The sequence below is a fragment of the Streptomyces brevispora genome (assembly GCF_007829885.1).
Taxonomy (GTDB): domain Bacteria; phylum Actinomycetota; class Actinomycetes; order Streptomycetales; family Streptomycetaceae; genus Streptomyces; species Streptomyces brevispora.
The window spans coordinates 2781452-2798070 of record NZ_VIWW01000001.1 but is presented as its reverse complement, the minus strand read 5'-3'; the positions used below and the strand labels follow the sequence as shown (position 1 = coordinate 2798070).

The 16619-nt window shown below is 72.1% G+C and carries 15 protein-coding genes; all 15 read left to right on the top strand.

Features of this window, described 5'->3' with window-relative positions; all coding sequences use genetic code 11:
* The first annotated feature begins 625 nt into the window (after positions 1-625).
* The 15 genes from FHX80_RS12870 (at position 626) to FHX80_RS12800 (ending at position 16497) form a co-directional block, all read left to right on the top strand.
* Positions 626-1147, top strand: coding sequence for a DUF2617 family protein (locus tag FHX80_RS12870; RefSeq protein WP_167523520.1), 522 nt, complete (start codon positions 626-628; stop codon positions 1145-1147).
* 84 nt (positions 1148-1231) lie between these two features.
* Entirely contained in the window at positions 1232-2830 is a 1599-nt protein-coding gene (locus FHX80_RS12865; RefSeq protein ID WP_145764320.1) for a polyamine aminopropyltransferase, read from the top strand.
* A gap of 94 nt (positions 2831-2924) precedes the next feature.
* Entirely contained in the window at positions 2925-3944 is a 1020-nt protein-coding gene (locus FHX80_RS12860) for an SRPBCC domain-containing protein (RefSeq protein WP_208764644.1), read from the top strand.
* 21 nt (positions 3945-3965) lie between these two features.
* A complete protein-coding gene (locus tag FHX80_RS12855; RefSeq protein WP_145764319.1) occupies positions 3966-4760 on the top strand; it encodes an aldose epimerase family protein in 795 nt (264 codons plus the stop codon).
* 154 nt (positions 4761-4914) lie between these two features.
* On the top strand, positions 4915-5454 hold the full coding sequence (gene pyrE, locus FHX80_RS12850; RefSeq protein WP_145764318.1) for an orotate phosphoribosyltransferase: 540 nt from the start codon (positions 4915-4917) through the stop codon (positions 5452-5454).
* 200 nt (positions 5455-5654) lie between these two features.
* Positions 5655-6686 carry a class II fructose-bisphosphate aldolase gene (gene fbaA / locus FHX80_RS12845; RefSeq protein WP_145764317.1) on the top strand — a complete coding sequence of 344 codons (1032 nt, stop codon included), beginning with the start codon at positions 5655-5657 and terminating at the stop codon, positions 6684-6686.
* A gap of 93 nt (positions 6687-6779) precedes the next feature.
* Positions 6780-7949 carry a MalY/PatB family protein gene (locus FHX80_RS12840; RefSeq protein WP_145764316.1) on the top strand — a complete coding sequence of 390 codons (1170 nt, stop codon included), beginning with the start codon at positions 6780-6782 and terminating at the stop codon, positions 7947-7949.
* A 199-nt stretch (positions 7950-8148) separates the two neighbouring features.
* On the top strand, positions 8149-9672 hold the full coding sequence (locus FHX80_RS12835; RefSeq protein WP_145764315.1) for an MFS transporter: 1524 nt from the start codon (positions 8149-8151) through the stop codon (positions 9670-9672).
* Between the two features lie 164 nt (positions 9673-9836).
* Positions 9837-10250, top strand: a complete 414-nt coding sequence (locus FHX80_RS12830) for a DUF3151 domain-containing protein (protein WP_145764314.1) — start codon at positions 9837-9839, stop codon at positions 10248-10250.
* Between the two features lie 184 nt (positions 10251-10434).
* On the top strand, positions 10435-11283 hold the full coding sequence (locus FHX80_RS12825) for a tryptophan 2,3-dioxygenase family protein (protein WP_145764313.1): 849 nt from the start codon (positions 10435-10437) through the stop codon (positions 11281-11283).
* Positions 11276-12472 carry a kynureninase gene (kynU, locus tag FHX80_RS12820; protein ID WP_145764312.1) on the top strand — a complete coding sequence of 399 codons (1197 nt, stop codon included), beginning with the start codon at positions 11276-11278 and terminating at the stop codon, positions 12470-12472. Before FHX80_RS12825 ends, kynU begins: the two co-directional genes overlap by 8 nt.
* Positions 12473-12575: 103 nt before the next feature.
* Positions 12576-13163 carry an SUKH-4 family immunity protein gene (locus tag FHX80_RS12815; protein WP_167523519.1) on the top strand — a complete coding sequence of 196 codons (588 nt, stop codon included), beginning with the start codon at positions 12576-12578 and terminating at the stop codon, positions 13161-13163.
* A 150-nt stretch (positions 13164-13313) separates the two neighbouring features.
* Positions 13314-14189, top strand: coding sequence for an alpha/beta hydrolase family protein (locus FHX80_RS12810; RefSeq protein ID WP_145764310.1), 876 nt, complete (start codon positions 13314-13316; stop codon positions 14187-14189).
* A gap of 332 nt (positions 14190-14521) precedes the next feature.
* Positions 14522-15823: a sensor histidine kinase gene (locus FHX80_RS12805; protein ID WP_145764309.1), complete on the top strand. Its 1302-nt coding sequence runs from the start codon at positions 14522-14524 to the stop codon at positions 15821-15823.
* The gene (locus FHX80_RS12800; RefSeq protein WP_145764308.1) at positions 15820-16497 is read left to right on the top strand and encodes a response regulator; all 678 of its coding nucleotides are present in this window, start codon (positions 15820-15822) and stop codon (positions 16495-16497) included. The genes FHX80_RS12805 and FHX80_RS12800 overlap by 4 nt, the downstream gene beginning before the upstream one ends.
* The last annotated feature ends 122 nt before the right edge of the window (positions 16498-16619 follow it).

The following is a 16619-nucleotide window of genomic DNA, read 5'->3' as shown; positions in this document are numbered from 1 at the left end:
GTCGGCCGGACGGGGCAGGGGCGGGGGCGGGGGCAAGGGCCGGCGCCGCGGCGCGGTCGGTGGCGGGGCGGCGGCCGGCAGCTGGTGGGCGGGCGGCGGCGGGGGCTCCTCGTGCGCCGGCAGCAGTAGTGGCGGCAGTGGTCACTCGGGAGGTCACTCCGGCGGTCACTCGTGCGGCGGTGGCCACTCGTGCGGCGGTGGCCATTCGTGTGGCGGTGGCTCGTCGTGCGGCGGCGGGGGCGGATGCGGCGGAGGCAGCTGACACGGGGCAGCTGGTCCGCGACCGGGCAGGCGCACGACGGCCCGGTGCCCACGAAGGTGTCCGGCGGGGGCTTCCCGAAAGTGCCTGGGGGAGGTCGCAAGTCCCGCCGGGCACCCTTTTGTTGGGCCTTGCGGCGAGTCATCGGTGAACAAGTGAACCGGAAGGCCCCCGAGCGGATGGAAACCACGCCAAGTTGGGTAAAAACACTGCGAGTGCGGCTTAGTTCGTGATTCCCTCGGTGGAGAGAACTTTCAGCCCTCGGACCCCAGTTGGACCTGATCGGGCGCTTCCCACCTCCCACGTGCATCACGTCGGGTGCGTCCCCCTGTCCATGCGTCCATGTGTGTTTTGCGGAGCCGACCCATGCTCACGACCCTCCATACGGCCTATTCCGACACCCGTGCCGCCGATCTGGCGTGGGCGCTGGGGCGTGAACCGCTCCCGGCGCTCGCCGTGCTCGATCTCGATCTCGCCGGTGCCCAACTCCAGTTGCGCCTGCTCGGCGCCTCCCATCAGGTCCTCCTGGAGGAGGACCGCGGCAACTGCTCCGAAACCGTCGCCTGCATGCCCGGCAGCAGCACACCGCTGCCCCTCGGTGTCTCCAAGCGGGTCGGCGACTGGGAGTACGAGTTCGCGGCGCGCGTCGAATCGCTCGGCGCGGGTTCGTTCGCGGGTCGCGCACAGGAGCTCCTGGCGCTCGTCGCCGACCATCCCCACGGACTGGCCGGGACGTTCCCGGGCAGCCCGCACGCCTTCACCGCCATGCTCGCCCAGCGGACCGAGGGGCAGGTGCTGTGGCGCACCTGGCACGCGTATCCGCAGGAGGGGCAGCTGGTGGTGACGCGTACCCGAGTGGGTGTGCGGATGCCGGCGGCTGTGCGGTGACGGGGGCCAACCCCGTCACGGCTGAGCCACTTACACCCTTGTGGGTGACAAGCGGCGACGGGTCAGTGACGTAGCGTTCGCGGCATGATCGACCAGCAGGTATCGCTGCGAGGGGGCGCGGCGCGGCTTCCCGTACGGCCGAGGACCGGCCGGTATCTCGTACTGGCCGCGGTCTTCGTCTGCGCCGCCTGCGGTCTGGTGTACGAACTGGAACTGGTCGCGCTCGCCTCCTATCTGATCGGTGACTCCGTCACCCAGGCATCCGTCGTGCTCTCCGTGATGGTGTTCGCGATGGGCATCGGCTCGTTGCTCGCGAAACGTTTATGCAGCCGGGCCGCGGTCGGCTTCGGACTGATCGAGGCCGCGCTCGCGCTGATCGGCGGCTCCTCCGCGCTGGTGCTCTACGCGGCGTTCGCCTGGATCGGGGAGTCGCGGTACGCGCTGGTCGGCTTCTCGCTGGCGATCGGGGTCCTGATCGGTGCGGAGATCCCGCTGCTGATGACGCTGATCCAGCGCGTCGACCGGCAGGACGCGGGCGGGGCCGTCGCCGACCTCTTCGCCGCCGACTACGTGGGAGCGCTGGTCGGCGGGCTGGCGTTCCCGTTCCTTCTGCTGCCGATGCTCGGACAGCTCACCGGGGCGCTGCTCACCGGCGCGGTCAACGCCGCAGCGGGCGGGGCGCTGGTGCTGTGGGTGTTCCGGCGGGACCTCACCGGACGTTCCCGGTGGCTGCTGATCGCCGCCAACGTGACGGTGATCGCCGTACTGGCCACGGCCGCGGTGCTGGCCGACGACTTCGAGCGGGCGGCGAGGCGCGCGGTGTACGGGGACCGGGTGCGGGTCGTGATGCAGACCGGCGTCCAGGAGGTGGTGCTGACCGGTGCGGGCCGCAGCTCCCTGGACCTCTATCTGGACGGGCGGCTGCGGGTCAGCTCGCGCGACGAGTCCCGGTACCACGAGGCGCTGGTGCACCCGGTGATGAACGGGCCGCACGCGCGGGTGCTGATCCTGGGCGGCGGCGACGGTCTGGCGGCCCGCGAGGTGCTGCGCTACCCCGGCGTGCGGAGCGTCACGCTGGTGGAGCTGGACCCCGCGGTCACCCGGTTGGCCCGTACGGACCAGGCGCTCTCCGCGCTGAACGCGCACGTGTACCGGGACCCGCGGCTGACGGCCGTGACCGGGGACGCGTTCACCTGGCTGCGGGCGGCGCACGGCCACTACGACGCGGTGATCTCGGACCTGCCGGATCCGGGGATCTCGGCCAGTACGAAGCTCTACTCGGCGGAGTTCTACGGTCTGGTCGCCGAGGCCCTCGCACCGGGCGGCCGGCTGGTGGTGCACGGCGGCCCGCCGGTCGGCCGGGCGCACACGTTCTGGACGGTCGAGGCGTCGATGCGGGCGGCGGGGCTGCGTACCCGCCCCTACCGGGTCAGTGGCCGGTACGCCGGTTTCACCGCGGGCCCGGACCGTACGAAGAGCCGGGCCACGGTCGTGCACGGCTGGGGGTTCGTGCTGGCCGCACTCGGCCGGGCCCCGGCACTCGGTCTGGACCCGGGGGCCCCGGAGCTGAAGTCCCTGACGGAACCGGCGCTCCGGGAGGCGGGGCGGCGGGCGGAGTCCGGGAGGCTGCCGGGGCAGGCGCCCTCGACCCTGGTGCATCCGAGGTACTGGGACGAGCCGTGAGCGGGGGCGGGGAGCCGTGGGCCGTACGTGGCGGGTGGCTCCGCAGGAGCGGAAGCGATGACGTGACGGCCGGGGCTGAGTAGGCTCGGTTTCCATGGAGCATGAGGTGTTCGTTCCGGTTCCGGTCCCTGTCCTTCGGCGGACGCTGGGCGATCCTGCCCGGGTCGCGCGCTGTGTGCCGGGGCTCCAGCAGGACGCCGACGCGTCCGCGGGCCCGCTGGCCGGCCGGCTGAAGGTACGGGTCGGCGGCCACACCATCACCTACCGGGGCGCGCTGCGGCTCACCCCGCTGACGGACGGCCCGGCGGGGGACTCCGCGTACGGCCTCGTCGTGGCGGGCGAGGGGGTGGAGGCGCGCGGCACCGGCTCGGTGAAGCTGGCCCTGACCGTCCGCCTGGCGGAACGGGACGGCGGTACGGCGATCACGTTCGACGGCACGGCGGGCGGCGACGGCCGCCTGCTGGAGCTGGACGCGGCGGTCACGCTCGCGGCGGCCCACCGGCTGCTGGGCCGGTTCGCGCAGCAACTGGTGACGGAGGCGCTCGCCGCGCATGACTCCGCGCATGACTCCGCGTACGGCGGGGCGCGCGACGCGGCGGGGGGCTCGGGAGACTCGGAGGACTCGCGCGACTCGGGGGACGACTCCGTGGACGGCGGGGCGGATGTGCCCGTGGCCGGTTCCGAGGAGCGGTCCGTCGGCGACGCGGTGGAGAGGGCCATCGAGGAGGCTGCCGAGGCGGCGGACGAGAGCGACGCCGAGGAGACCCCGCCCACGCATGACGCCGCCGCCGACGAGGAGCCGGCCGGGGAGCAGTCGCCGGACAAGGACTCGGTCTTCGACGCCCCGGTGCCGCCGCCGTCGCTGGACCCGGTGGCCGGGATCGAGTTCGCCGTTCCGGACGGGCCGCCGGCCGAGGCCGCGCATGCCCGGCGCACCATGATCGGGCGCAGCGCCGAAGAGGTCGACCACGCCCCGCCGCGCGGACGGTACGCACCCGTGCCGTCGCCCGACTCGACCGGAGCGGGCGCCACGCTTCGCTGGGTGGCCCCGGCGGCCGCCCTCGCCATCGCCTCCGCCGTGGTGGTGGGCCGGGCGCTGCGGCGCCGGAGGTAGCGGCGCCAGTAGGGTCGTCGTGTGAGCAGCAGCGAGAAGGACGTCCGGCTGTCCGTCGGCGACGCAGAGTTGACCGTGAACCCCGCCAACGGCTGCCGTATCAGTAGCCTGCGGATCGGTGGTACCGAACTGCTGCGGCAGGGGGAGCGGTACGGCTGCTTCCCGATGGTGCCGTGGTGCGGGCGCACGGAGAACGGGCAGTTCCGCAACGGCGGTGTCCTGCACCGGATGCCGCTGACCGCCCCGCCGCACGCCATCCACGGCACGGGCCGTGACACGGCCTGGAAGACCGCCCGGGAGACCGGGACGGAGGCCTCGTTCTACTACGACCTGGCCGATCCCTGGCCGTACCCGGGCCGGGTGACGCAGACCTTCGAACTGGCCGATGACTCACTCACGTTGGCGTTCGGCATCGAGACGTACGGGGACTCCTTCCCGGCGCAGGCCGGCTGGCACCCGTGGTTCCGGCGCAACCTCGGCGGCGAGGACGTCCGGATCGACTTCGATCCGGCCTGGCAGGAGGAGCGGGGCGAGGACCACCTGCCGACCGGCCGCCGCATCCCGCCTCTGGCCGGCCCGTGGGACGACGCCTTCGGGATGCCCGACGGCGTCCACGTGACCCTCACCTGGCCGGAGCAGCTGGAGCTGACGGTGAAGAGCCGGACCGAGTGGGTCGTGGTCTACGACGAGCAGGCCGAGGCGGTCTGTGTGGAGCCGCAGTCGGGTCCGCCGAACGGGCTGAACACCGCGCCCCAGTACGTCACCCCGATCGAGCCCCTGGAGATCGCGACGACCTGGAGCTGGCGCAGCCTCTGAGCCGGCACGGTCTCCGAGCCGGCGAGGGTGCTGAGCCGGCACGGTCTCCGAGCCGGTGAAGGTGGTGAGCCGGCGAGGGCGGTGAGCCGGCATGGCCTCTGAGCTGGTGAAGGCGCGCGTATGGGCCGCGGCCAGGCGCCTTATCCTCGTAGCCATGACAGACGTACGCGCTGAGCTGCTGCAGCAGATCAAGGACAAGGCCGTTGTACACGGCAAGGTGACGCTCTCCTCCGGCCTGGAGGCCGACTGGTACATCGACCTGCGTCGCATCACGCTGGACGGCAAAGCTGCTCCGATGGTCGGCCAGGTCATGCTCGACGCGACCACGGAGCTGGACTACGACTGCGTGGGCGGGCTGACGCTGGGTGCCGACCCGGTCGCCACCTCGATGCTGCACGCCTCCGCCGCCCGTGGTCAGCGGCTGGACGCGTTCGTCGTCCGCAAGGCGCAGAAGGCCCACGGGATGCAGCGCCGGATCGAGGGCACCGACGTCAAGGGCCGGCGCTGCCTGGTCGTCGAGGACACCTCGACGACGGGTGGCTCGCCGCTGACCGCCGTCGAGGCGGTGCGTGAGGCGGGCGGCGAGGTCGTCGCCGTCGCCGTGATCGTGGAGCGGGGCGCGGCTCCGGCCATCGCCGAGGCGGGTCTCCCGTATGTCCACGTGTACTCGGTCGCGGACCTCGACCTGTCCTGACCTGCGGTTTTCTTCGAGGGCGGTCGGTTTCACGTGAAACCGACCGCCCTTGTCGCATCCCCGAAACCGCAGGCTTCGACCTTTGGGGGAGTGTGCCGGGTGGAGCCGAAGCCAGAGTCTGGGAAGATGGGGGCGACGATGACGTCGCCCCAGGTCAGGGAACCAGCACCGCACACCCGCACATCCCAAGGAGCGGACAGATGCCCATCGCAACCCCCGAGGTCTACGCCGAGATGCTCGACCGGGCGAAGGCAGGCAAGTTCGCCTACCCGGCCATCAACGTGACCTCGACCCAGACCCTGCACGCTGCGCTGCGCGGTTTCGCGGAGGCCGAGAGCGACGGCATCATCCAGATGTCCACCGGTGGGGCGGAGTTCCTGGGCGGCCAGTACAACAAGGACATGGTCACGGGCGCTGTCGCCCTGGCCGAGTTCGCGCACATCGTCGCCGCCAAGTACGACGTCACGGTCGCGCTGCACACCGACCACTGCCCCAAGGACAAGCTGGACACGTATGTGCGTCCGCTGATCGAGGTCTCCGCGGAGCGCGTCGCCAAGGGTCTGAACCCGCTGTTCCAGTCGCACATGTGGGACGGTTCGGCCGAGACGCTGGCCGACAACCTCGCCATCGGCCAGGAGCTGCTGGCCAAGGCCGCCGCCGCCAAGATCATTCTTGAGGTCGAGATCACCCCGACCGGCGGTGAGGAGGACGGCGTCACGCACGAGATCAACGACGAGCTGTACACGACCGTCGACGACGCGCTGCGCACCGCCGAGGCGCTCGGTCTGGGCGAGAAGGGCCGCTACCTGCTGGCCGCGTCCTTCGGCAACGTGCACGGCGTCTACAAGCCGGGCAACGTCGTGCTCCGCCCCGAGCTCCTGAAGGACCTCCAGGTGGGTGTCGCCGACAAGTACAGCAAGCCGGCCGGCAGCCAGCCGTTCGACTTCGTCTTCCACGGCGGCTCCGGCTCCACCGCCGAGGAGATCGCCACCGCGCTGGAGAACGGCGTCGTGAAGATGAACCTCGACACCGACACCCAGTACGCCTTCACCCGCCCGGTCGCGGACCACATGTTCCGCAACTACGACGGTGTGCTGAAGGTCGACGGCGAGGTCGGCAACAAGAAGGTCTACGACCCGCGCACCTGGGGCAAGTCCGCCGAGGCGGGCATGGCCAAGCGCGTCACGGCGGCCTGCGCCGACCTGCGGTCGACCGGCACCAAGCTGAAGTAGTCCCGCACGGATGTCTGCGTGGGCCCGGTATCCCTTGGGGTGCCGGGCCCACGCCATGTCCGTACCCGGCAGGAACGATATGAGGGAACAGCTGTGAGCACGTCCTACGACTTCGACACCGTCACCGACCGCCGCGGCACCTGGTGCGTCCAGTGGGACGGGGTCGCGGACCGGTTCGGGGTGGACGGGCTGCTGCCGTTCACCATCTCGGACATGGACTTCGAGACGGCACCCGAGGTACTGGCCGCCCTGCGGACCCGCCTCGACCACGGCGTGTTCGGCTACACCGACTGGCAGCAGGACGACTTCACCTCGGCGATCGCCCACTGGTACACGACCCGGTACGGCACCACGATCGACACCGGCCGGCTGGTGTACGCGCCGTCCGTACTGAGCCAGTTGTCACAGCTGCTCCAGATGTGGACGTCGGACGGGGACGGCGTCGTCGTCCACACCCCCACCTACGACGGCTTCCGCAAGGCGGTCACCGGGCTCGGGCGGGAGCTGCGGGGGGTGCCGCTGGGGGACACGGCCGCGCTGGAGCGGGAGCTCGCACGGCAGGACAGCAAGGTCCTCCTGATCTGCTCCCCGCACAACCCGACGGGGCGGGTGTGGACGGAGGCGGAGCTCGCGGAGATGGCCCTGTTCGCCACCCGGTACGGGGTCGCGGTGATCAGCGACGAGATCCACGCGGACTTCGTGCACGACGGGCACCGGCACGTGCCGTGGCCGCGCGTCGCGGGTGACGGGCGCTGGGCGGTCATCACCTCGGCGTCGAAGTCGTTCAACTTCCCGGCCCTGACGGGTTCGTACGGGATCATCGGCCGGCCGGCGGACCGGACGGAGTTCCTGCGCCGGATGCAGACCGCGGAGGGGCTCGCCTCACCGGCGGTGTTCTCGCTGACCGCGCACATCGCCGCGTACCGGGAGGGCGGGGCGTGGCTGGACGCGCTGCGCGCGTACGTCACCGGGAACCTGGCACTGGTCGCGGAACGCCTGAACGCGGAGTTCCCCGGGCTGGGGTGGGAGCCGCCGCAGGCCGGCTACCTGGCATGGATCGACGTACGGAAGGCGGGCGTCGAGGACGACGAGGCGCTCCAGCGGGTGCTGATAGAGCAGGAGCGGGTCGCGGTGATGCCGGGGAGCGTGTACGGCGCTGAGGGCTTCGTGCGGCTGAACGTGGGGTGCCCGCGGAGCAAGGCGGAGGCGGGCGTGGAGGCGCTGATCCGGGGGATCCGGGCGGTGCGGGCGGCTCGCGCGTAGGCGGATGCCTGCGGCGGGTCCGGTTCCGGGGGCGCTGCTTCGGTGGCGCTGCTTCGGTTTCGGGGCGCTGCTCCTGTTCTGGGGTGCTGTTGACGTTCCGGGGTGCTGCCCCCGGAACGTGACCCCCCGCTCCTCGATCGCCGGAGGGACTTGAGGACTTCCGGTGGCCCCGTGGCAGACCGGCGTCGATGCTGAGGGCATGGCGGAGAGAGCAGCTGACCCCACCGGTATCCGCGTCGGCTCCCCGGTCGGGCGCTGGGTCGTCCTCACGACCGTGCTCGGGTCGAGCATGGCCATGCTCGACTCCACCGTCATCAACGTCGCCCTGCCCCGCATCGGCAAGGACCTCGGCACCGACCTGGCCGCACTGCAGTGGACCGTCAACGCCTACATGCTGACGCTCGCCGGGCTGATCCTGCTCGGCGGAGCGCTCGGTGACCGGTACGGGCGGCGGAAGGTCTTCGTCGTCGGAGTCGTGTGGTTCGCCCTCGCCTCACTGCTCTGCGGCATCGCCCCCAACTCCTTCGTGCTCATCGCCGCCCGCGCCCTCCAGGGCGTCGGCGGGGCGCTCCTCACCCCCGGGTCTCTGGCCCTGATCCAGGCGAGCTTCCATCCGGACGACCGGGCCCGCGCGGTCGGGCTGTGGTCCGGGTTCGGCGGGATCGGGGCCGCCGTCGGGCCGTTCGTGGGCGGCTGGCTCGTCGACGGGCCCGGCTGGCGGTGGGTGTTCCTGCTGAACCTGCCGCTCGCCGCCGTCTGCGTGCCCGTCGCCCTGCGCCACGTACCGGAGTCCCGGGATCCCTACGCGCACGGCCGCTTCGACGTACTCGGTGCGGTGCTCGGCGCGCTCGCTCTGGCGCTGGTCACGTATGCGCTGATCGAGGCGCCGGGGATGGGCGCGTCCCCGGCCGTGATCGGGGCGGCGGTGGGCGGAGTGCTGCTCGGTGTCGCGTTCGTCCAGGTCGAGCGGCGACGCGCCCACCCCATGTTGCCGCCGTCGGTGTTCGAGTCCCGGCAGTTCACCGTCGTCAACATCGTCACCCTGTGCGTGTACGCGGCGCTGGGCGGCTACTTCTTCCTCTCCGCGATCCAGCTCCAGGTCGTGGCCGGGTACTCGGCGCTCGGCGCGGGCACCGCGCTGCTGCCGACGACCGTCCTGATGCTGCTGTTCTCGGCCAGATCGGGCGAGCTCGGCCAGCGCATCGGCCCCCGCATCCCGCTCACCGTGGGCCCGCTGATCGCCGCCACCGGCATGCTGCTGATGCTGCGTGTGGGGCCGGGGTCGAGCACCGTCCACGGCTACCTGACCGACGTGCTGCCGGCCGTCGCCGTCCTCGGCGTCGGGCTCGTCACCCTGGTGGCCCCGCTCACCGCGACCGTCCTGGCCTCCGTGGACACCGGCCGGGCCGGCCTCGCCAGCGGGATCAACAACGCCGCGGCCCGCGCCGCCGGGCTGATCGCGGTGGCCGCGCTGCCACTGCTCGCCGGGATGGGGCCGGAGGCCTACCGGGACCCCGGGGAGTTCGCCGCGACCTTCCGGCGCGCCATGCCGATGTGCGCCGGGCTGCTGGTGCTGGGCGCCCTGATCGCCTGGGCGGCCGTACGCACACCCTCGGTGGCCGTACGGGACACCGCACGGCCCGAGTGCACGGTGCACTGCGGCGTCGCCGCCCCGCCACTGGAACCGGCCCCGGAAGCGGCACGCCAGGCGGACGACCCGTGAGCGGTACGCCGGGCGGACGACCCGGAAGCGGCGCCTCAGGCAGACGACCCGTGAGGCGCGGGGGTACGCTCTGAGCGCCCATGAGTACCCGGGTGCGCCCGGGTGCGGGTCATTGTGCGCCCTTGGTGCCCCGGCGGCGCCGGTTGCCAGGCACACTTGGACCCATGTCGATCCACGAGAACCTGCTCGGGGGCCCTGCCCCGACCTACCTGCCCGACGACCCGGGACCGCGCGAACTGCTCGCGGCGGACGTCGTGCCCACCGATGTCGCCGCGAAGTACCCGACCTCCTCCCTGGCCTGGGCGCAGCTCGCCGACGAGGCGTTCGACGGCGGCCGGGTCATCGAGTCGTACGCGTACGCCCGCACCGGCTACCACCGCGGCCTGGACGCGCTGCGCCGGGCCGGCTGGAAGGGCCACGGCCCCGTACCGTTCGAGCACGAGCCGAACCGCGGTTTCCTGCGCGCCCTGCACGCCCTCGCGCGCGCCGCCCAGTCGATCGGCGAGGAGGCGGAGTACGAGCGCTGCTCGGAGTTCCTCCGCGACTCCTCGCCGACCGCCGCCGAGACGCTCGGCTAGCACTCCCGGGGCCCCACGGGCGTCCCGTATCCCGCAGACCCCGTAGACCCCGCAGACGTACCACTGCCTGCGGGGTCTGCGCGTCCACGGGAGCGGCGTTTAGTATGCGGGCAGGGGACCGGAGCTCCATCACCTCACGGAAGGGGCGGACCGCTACCCGGAAGCTCGTGTCGAGGAGACAGTAATGTCGACGATTCACCCCGACCCCGAAGCCACCGGTGCGCAGACCCCGCACCTCGACTTCGCGGGAACGACTCCGTACGAGGACTATGTCCAGGCGGATGTCCTGACCCACCTCCAGCACCTGCGCTCCGACGACCCGGGCGAGATGGTCTTCCTGGTCACCACCCAGGTCATGGAGCTGTGGTTCACCGTCATCGTCCATGAGTGGGAGACCGCCGCGCACGCCCTGCGCGAGGACCGGCTGCCGGTCGCGCGCGACGCGCTGAAGCGGTCGGTGCGGGAACTGGAGGCACTGAACGCCTCGTGGACGCCGCTCGCCCAGCTCACCCCCGCCCAGTTCAACTCCTACCGGGCCGCGCTCGGCGAGGGATCCGGCTTCCAGTCGGCGATGTACCGGCGGATGGAGTTCCTGCTCGGCGACAAGTCCGCGTCCATGCTCGTGCCGCACCGGGGCGCCCCGCGGGTCCACGCGGAGCTGGAGAAGGCGCTCGGCGAACCGGGTCTGTACGACGAGACGCTCGCCCTGCTCGCCCGGCGCGGCCACGCCGTGCCCAAGGCCGTGCTCGGCCGCGACCTCACCCAGAAGTACGAGCCGTCGCCCGAGGTCGAGGCCGTCTGGGCGGAGATATACGCCAACCCCGACCAGCACGACGAGCTGGTCCGGCTCGGCGAGGCGCTCACCGATGTCGGCGAACTGGTGTGGCGCTGGCGCAACGACCACCTCGTCGCCACCCGGCGGGCCATGGGCTCCAAGACCGGGACCGGCGGTTCGGCCGGGGTCGCCTGGCTGGAGAAGCGCGCCACCAAGAACGTGTTCCCCGAACTCTGGACGGCCCGCAGCCATGTCTGATCTTCAGGAGCGCGCAAAGGCGCTCGACACCGCAGACGAACTGGCGCCGCTGCGCGCCCTGTTCACGCTCGACGACACCGTCTACCTGGACGGCAACTCGCTGGGCGCGCTGCCCCGCCACGTACCCGCCCGGTTGCAGGAGGTCCTCACCCGCGAGTGGGGCGAGCTGCGCATCCGGTCCTGGGACGAGAGCGGCTGGTGGACCGCGCCGGAGCGTGTCGGCGACCGGATCGCCCCGATCGTCGGGGCCGCCGCCGGGCAGATCGTCGTCGGGGACTCCACCAGCGTCAACGTCTTCAAGGCCGTCGTCGCCGCGACCCGGCTGGCGCCGGAGGGCCGCGACGAGATCCTGGTGGACGCGGACACCTTCCCCACCGACGGGTACATCGCCGAGTCGGCCGCCCGGATGACCGGTCACCGGATCGTCCCCGTGGCCCCCGCCGACGTGCCGGACGCCCTCGGCCCGCGTACCGCGGTCGCCCTGCTCAACCACGTCGACTACCGCAGCGGCAGGCTCCACGACCTGCCCGGACTCACCGCCGCCGTGCACGCGGCGGGCGGGATCGCGGTCTGGGACCTGTGCCACAGCGCGGGCGCGCTGCCCGTCGGCCTGGACCGGCACGGGGTGGACCTGGCGGTCGGCTGCACGTACAAGTACCTCAACGGCGGCCCCGGTTCGCCCGCCTACCTGTACGTCGCCGAGCGGCACCAGGCGGACTTCGACTCGCCCCTGCCGGGGTGGACCTCGCACGCCGACCCGTTCGCGATGACCCCCGGGTACGCGCCCGCCGACGGCGCCGTACGGGGCCGGGTCGGGACCCCCGACATCCTGTCCATGCTGGCCCTGGAGGCGTCCCTCGACGTCTGGGACGGGGTCGGTGTGGAGGCGGTGCGGGCCAAGTCCCTGGCGCTGACGGACTTCTTCCTGGAGTGCGTCGCGGCGTACGTCCCCGAGGGCCGGGTCACCTCGGTCACCCCGGCCGCCCACACGGAACGCGGCAGCCAGGTCGCGCTGCGGTGCGAGGACGCCGAACCGGTGATGAGCGCGCTCATCGCGCGCGGTGTCGTCGGGGACCTGCGCCGTCCGGACGTACTGCGGTTCGGATTCACACCGCTGTACGTGGGGTTCGCCGACGCGGAACGCGCGGCGCGGGCGCTCTCCGACGTGTTGGCCCGTCAGGCGGCGTAGGCTGCCAGGTCAGTCCGGCGACCGGCTCGCCCCGGTCGCCGGACGGGTTCGGGGCCGCCCGGGGGCGAGCGGAACGGGTGCGGCGACAGCCGACGGTGCGGGGGTGCACCGCGTGATCTTCGACATGGACGACACCGACAGCGAGTCCGGCTTCGGCGGCGGGAGCGGCCGGACCGGCTTTGTGCGGGCCTCGCGCACGGTCCTCGCCGATGTGGTGAGCCGCCCGGACGATCTCCGGGTGCTGTGCGAGGCGGGCCTGCCGCAGGGCCCCTTCCAGATGGCCCCGCCCATCGCCGCGGACGACTGCTTCGTCCAGCAGTCCAGCATGGTGGACCTCGACGACGAGGTGGTGACCGTCGAGGAGGAGTTCGGCACACTGCTGCTCTTCGGCGCTGTCCAGGGCTGGTACCTCTTCCTCCACCTGGGCAATGGCACGGTGTACGCCTTTCCCGACGAGCGGGCGCTCTTCGCCGGGGACATCCGTCCGATGCACACGGACCTCTCCCCGCTCCGGCGCATGCTGGTACTGCTGCACCGGAAAGAGCGGCAGGTGGAACGTGAGGGGACGGGCCACGACCAGCCCCTGTCGTACAGCGGGGTCCGCCGTTTCGCCGACGATGGAGGAGGAGTTCGGCCGCGTCGACCCGGTGGCCTTCTCCGAGGGAAGCCCCTGGAACTATTTCTTCAGTGACCTCCGGGACGGGCTGTACGGCACGTACTACTACCGGCCCCGCCGGACGTGAGGCCGCCCTGCCCACCACCGGGGCAGGGAACGCCTCCATACTGATACCGTCCCCGCAGGTCAGCCCAGTTGGGCATTGTCAGGGACGGTTGGAGCAGCATGTCGGATTCTGCCGCGCGTGATCGGGACGCAGCCGAGACCGAGTCAGCGTTCTCGCATCCGGTTCTCGCCCCCGATGCCTCCGCCGCCTACGGCAGCCACCCGGACCAGGTGATCGACTTCTACGCCCCGCACGACGGGCGTACCGGGGCTCCTGTGGTGGTCGTCCTGCACGGCGGGGCGTGGCGGGCGCCGTACGACCGGCTCCACATGTCACCGTTCGCGGGCTTCCTGGCCCGGCGCGGGTTCGCCGTCGCCAGCGTCGAGTACCGGCGGGGCAGCGAGATCCCGCAGCAGCGCGGCTCGGGTCCGGTCGCCGGCCGCTGGCCGGAGACCTTCGACGACGTCGCGGCGGCGATGGACGCGCTGCCGGAGCTGCTGGCGCGGGAACTGCCCGAGGCGGACGCCCGGCGGATCGTCGTCACCGGGCACTCCGCGGGCGGGCAGTTGGCGCTGTGGGCCGCCGCCCGGCACGTACTGCCGGAGGGGTCACCGTGGCGGCTGCCGCGCCCGCCCGCGCTGCGCGGTGTGGTGGCCCTCGCACCGATCGCGGACTTCGGCTCCGCGGTCGAGCTAGGTGTGTGCTCCGGCGCGATCGGCGAGTTCCTGGGGACCGACGAGGACTTCGGCGTACGCAGCGCGCACGCCGACCCGGCACTGCTGCTGCCCACCGGCATCGCGACCGCCGTGGTGCAGGGCACCACGGACCTGACGGTGCCGCAGGCCGTCGTGGAGGCGTTCGTCGACGCGGCGGCGAAGGAGGGGGAGACCGTGGGTCTGACCCTGCTGCCGGACGTCGGGCACTTCCCGCTGATCGACCCGGCGGCCGACGCGTGCGCGGTGGTGGCCGAGGAGATCGCCCAGCTGGCCTGGTGAGAGCCGTTGGTGGTGGCTGAGGGGATCGTCCGGCCGGGCTGGTGAGAGCCGTTGGTGGTGGCTGAGTGATCGTCAGGCCGGGCTCGTGAAACCCGTGGTCGGTGGCTGAGGAGACTGTCAGGCCGGGCTCGTGAAACCCGTGGTCGGTGGCTGAGGAGACTGTCAGGCCGGGCTCGTGAAACCCGTGGTCGGTGGCCGAGGAGACTGTCAGGCCGGGCTCGTGAAACCCGCGGTACGTGAACGGGGCCGGCCCGGGTAGTACTTGCGACGGACGCTCCAGGATCCGTATCTGTGCTGACGACCCCGCCCGCCGTGCCGCCTACCTTGGAAGCGTGACCGAGACCAAGACCAGAAGCCCGGAGCACCGGGCGGCCGCAGGGGCCATAAGCGGCCTGCGGCAGGACCTCATCGATGACGCGTTCGCCTACCGCCCGCTGCCACCGATGCGGACCGACGGGCCGCTGACCCGGCGGCTGCCGCGGCGGCTCCGGGCGCGTGCCGGGTGGACTCCGCACGCGGTGGTGTTGGGGGCCGCGCTGATCACGTTCATGGCGGGGTTCGCCGACACCGGCAACGCCGGCGTCCTGCTGTCCGGGCTGCTGCCCGCCGTCTGCGTCGCGATGACGCTGATCAGGCCGGTCGGGGCGTTCTGGATGTCGATGACGCTGACCCCGGTGTTCGCGGTCTTCGTCGGTGTCGACGGGCCATGGGCGCCGAGCGCCTTCTTCGCCAACCTGGTCGTGCTGATCGTCGTCGCGGCACGGACCCGGCCGCGCACCGCCGCCTGGATGTGGGGCCTGACCCTGCTGTTCGGCACGATCCTGGAGAACGTCGCGGGCTGGCACACCTCGTCGAACACCACGGCCATGGCCGTGACCTCCGCGTTCGCCCTGCTCATCGTGAGCCTGGTGCAGATCCGCCGGGAGGCGGAGCGCGAGGTCACCGTGCAGCGCACCGTCACCGCCGTCGAACGCGACCGGCGCACGCTGCTGGAGGAGCGCACCACCATCGCCCGCGAACTCCACGACGTGGTCGCCCACCACATGTCGGTCGTCGCGATCCAGGCCGAGGCCGCCCCGTACCGGGTGGAGAATCCGCCGCCCGAACTGGAGCAGGCCTTCATCACGATCCGGGAGAACGCCGTGGCGGCCCTCACCGAACTGCGCCGGGTGCTCGGCGTCGTACGGGCCGAGGGCTACGAGGCACCGGACGCCCCGCAGCCCACCCTGGCCGAGCTCGACGGCCTCCTCACCAATGTCGGCGAGGCGGGCCTGCCGACGGAGAAGACGGTGACCGGCGCGGTGCGCGAACTGCCGCAGGGCGTCGAACTGTCGGCGTACCGGATCATCCAGGAGGCCCTCAGCAACACCCTGCGGCACGCACCGGGTGCCACCGCGAAGGTCGAGATCGGCTATGTGCTGGGCGGGCTCGGACTGCGCGTCGTCAACGGCCCGCCGACCGGCCCGGTGAAACCCTCGCCGGGCGCCGGACACGGGATCACCGGCATGCGGGAACGGGTCACGATGCTGAACGGTGAGATGACCGCCGAGACGACCACGGACGGCGGCTACGAGGTCACGGCCTTCATCCCCGTCCAGCAGGCCACCTCCGACGTACCCGTGGAGCAGTCATGACGACCGACGTGGGTGCTCCGATCCGGGTACTGATCGTCGACGACCAGATGATGGTCCGCGAGGGCTTCTCGGTGCTGCTCAACGCGATGCCGGGCATCGAGGTCGTCGGCGAGGCGGTCAACGGCCGCGAGGCCGTCTCACAGGTCGCTGCGCTCCGCCCCGACGTGGTGCTGATGGACATCCGGATGCCGGAGCTCAACGGCATCGAGGCGACCCGCGAGATCGTCGCCGCCGACGCCACCGCCAAGGTGCTGGTGCTGACCACCTTCGACCTCGACGAGTACGTCTACCAGGCGCTGCGCGCCGGCGCCTCCGGCTTCCTCCTCAAGGACGCCTCGGCCCGGCAACTCGCGGACGGGGTAAGGGTGGTGGCCTCCGGCGAGGCACTGCTCGCGCCCAGCGTCACCAAGCGGCTGATCAACGAGTTCTCCAAGCTCGCGGCCGCCCCGCGCCCGCCCGCACTGGCCCGGATCGGCGACCTCACCGAGCGCGAGACTGAGGTGCTGGTCCTCATCGCGCAGGGCCTGTCGAACGCGGAGATCGCCTCGCACCTCATCGTCGCCGAGTCCACCGTCAAGACCCATGTGAGCCGCATCCTGGTCAAGCTGGGCCTGCGCGACCGCACCCAGGCGGCCGTCTTCGCGTACGAGGCCCGGCTGGTCTCACCGTCCTGAGGGGCGGGGCAGGCAGGGGAGGCGAGGTGCGGGGAGGAGAGGGATGCGGCGGGGCAGGGCAGGGCGGGGAGGTGCGGGGCGGGGAGGGACACGGCGGGGCAGGGCAGGGCGGGGAGGTGCGG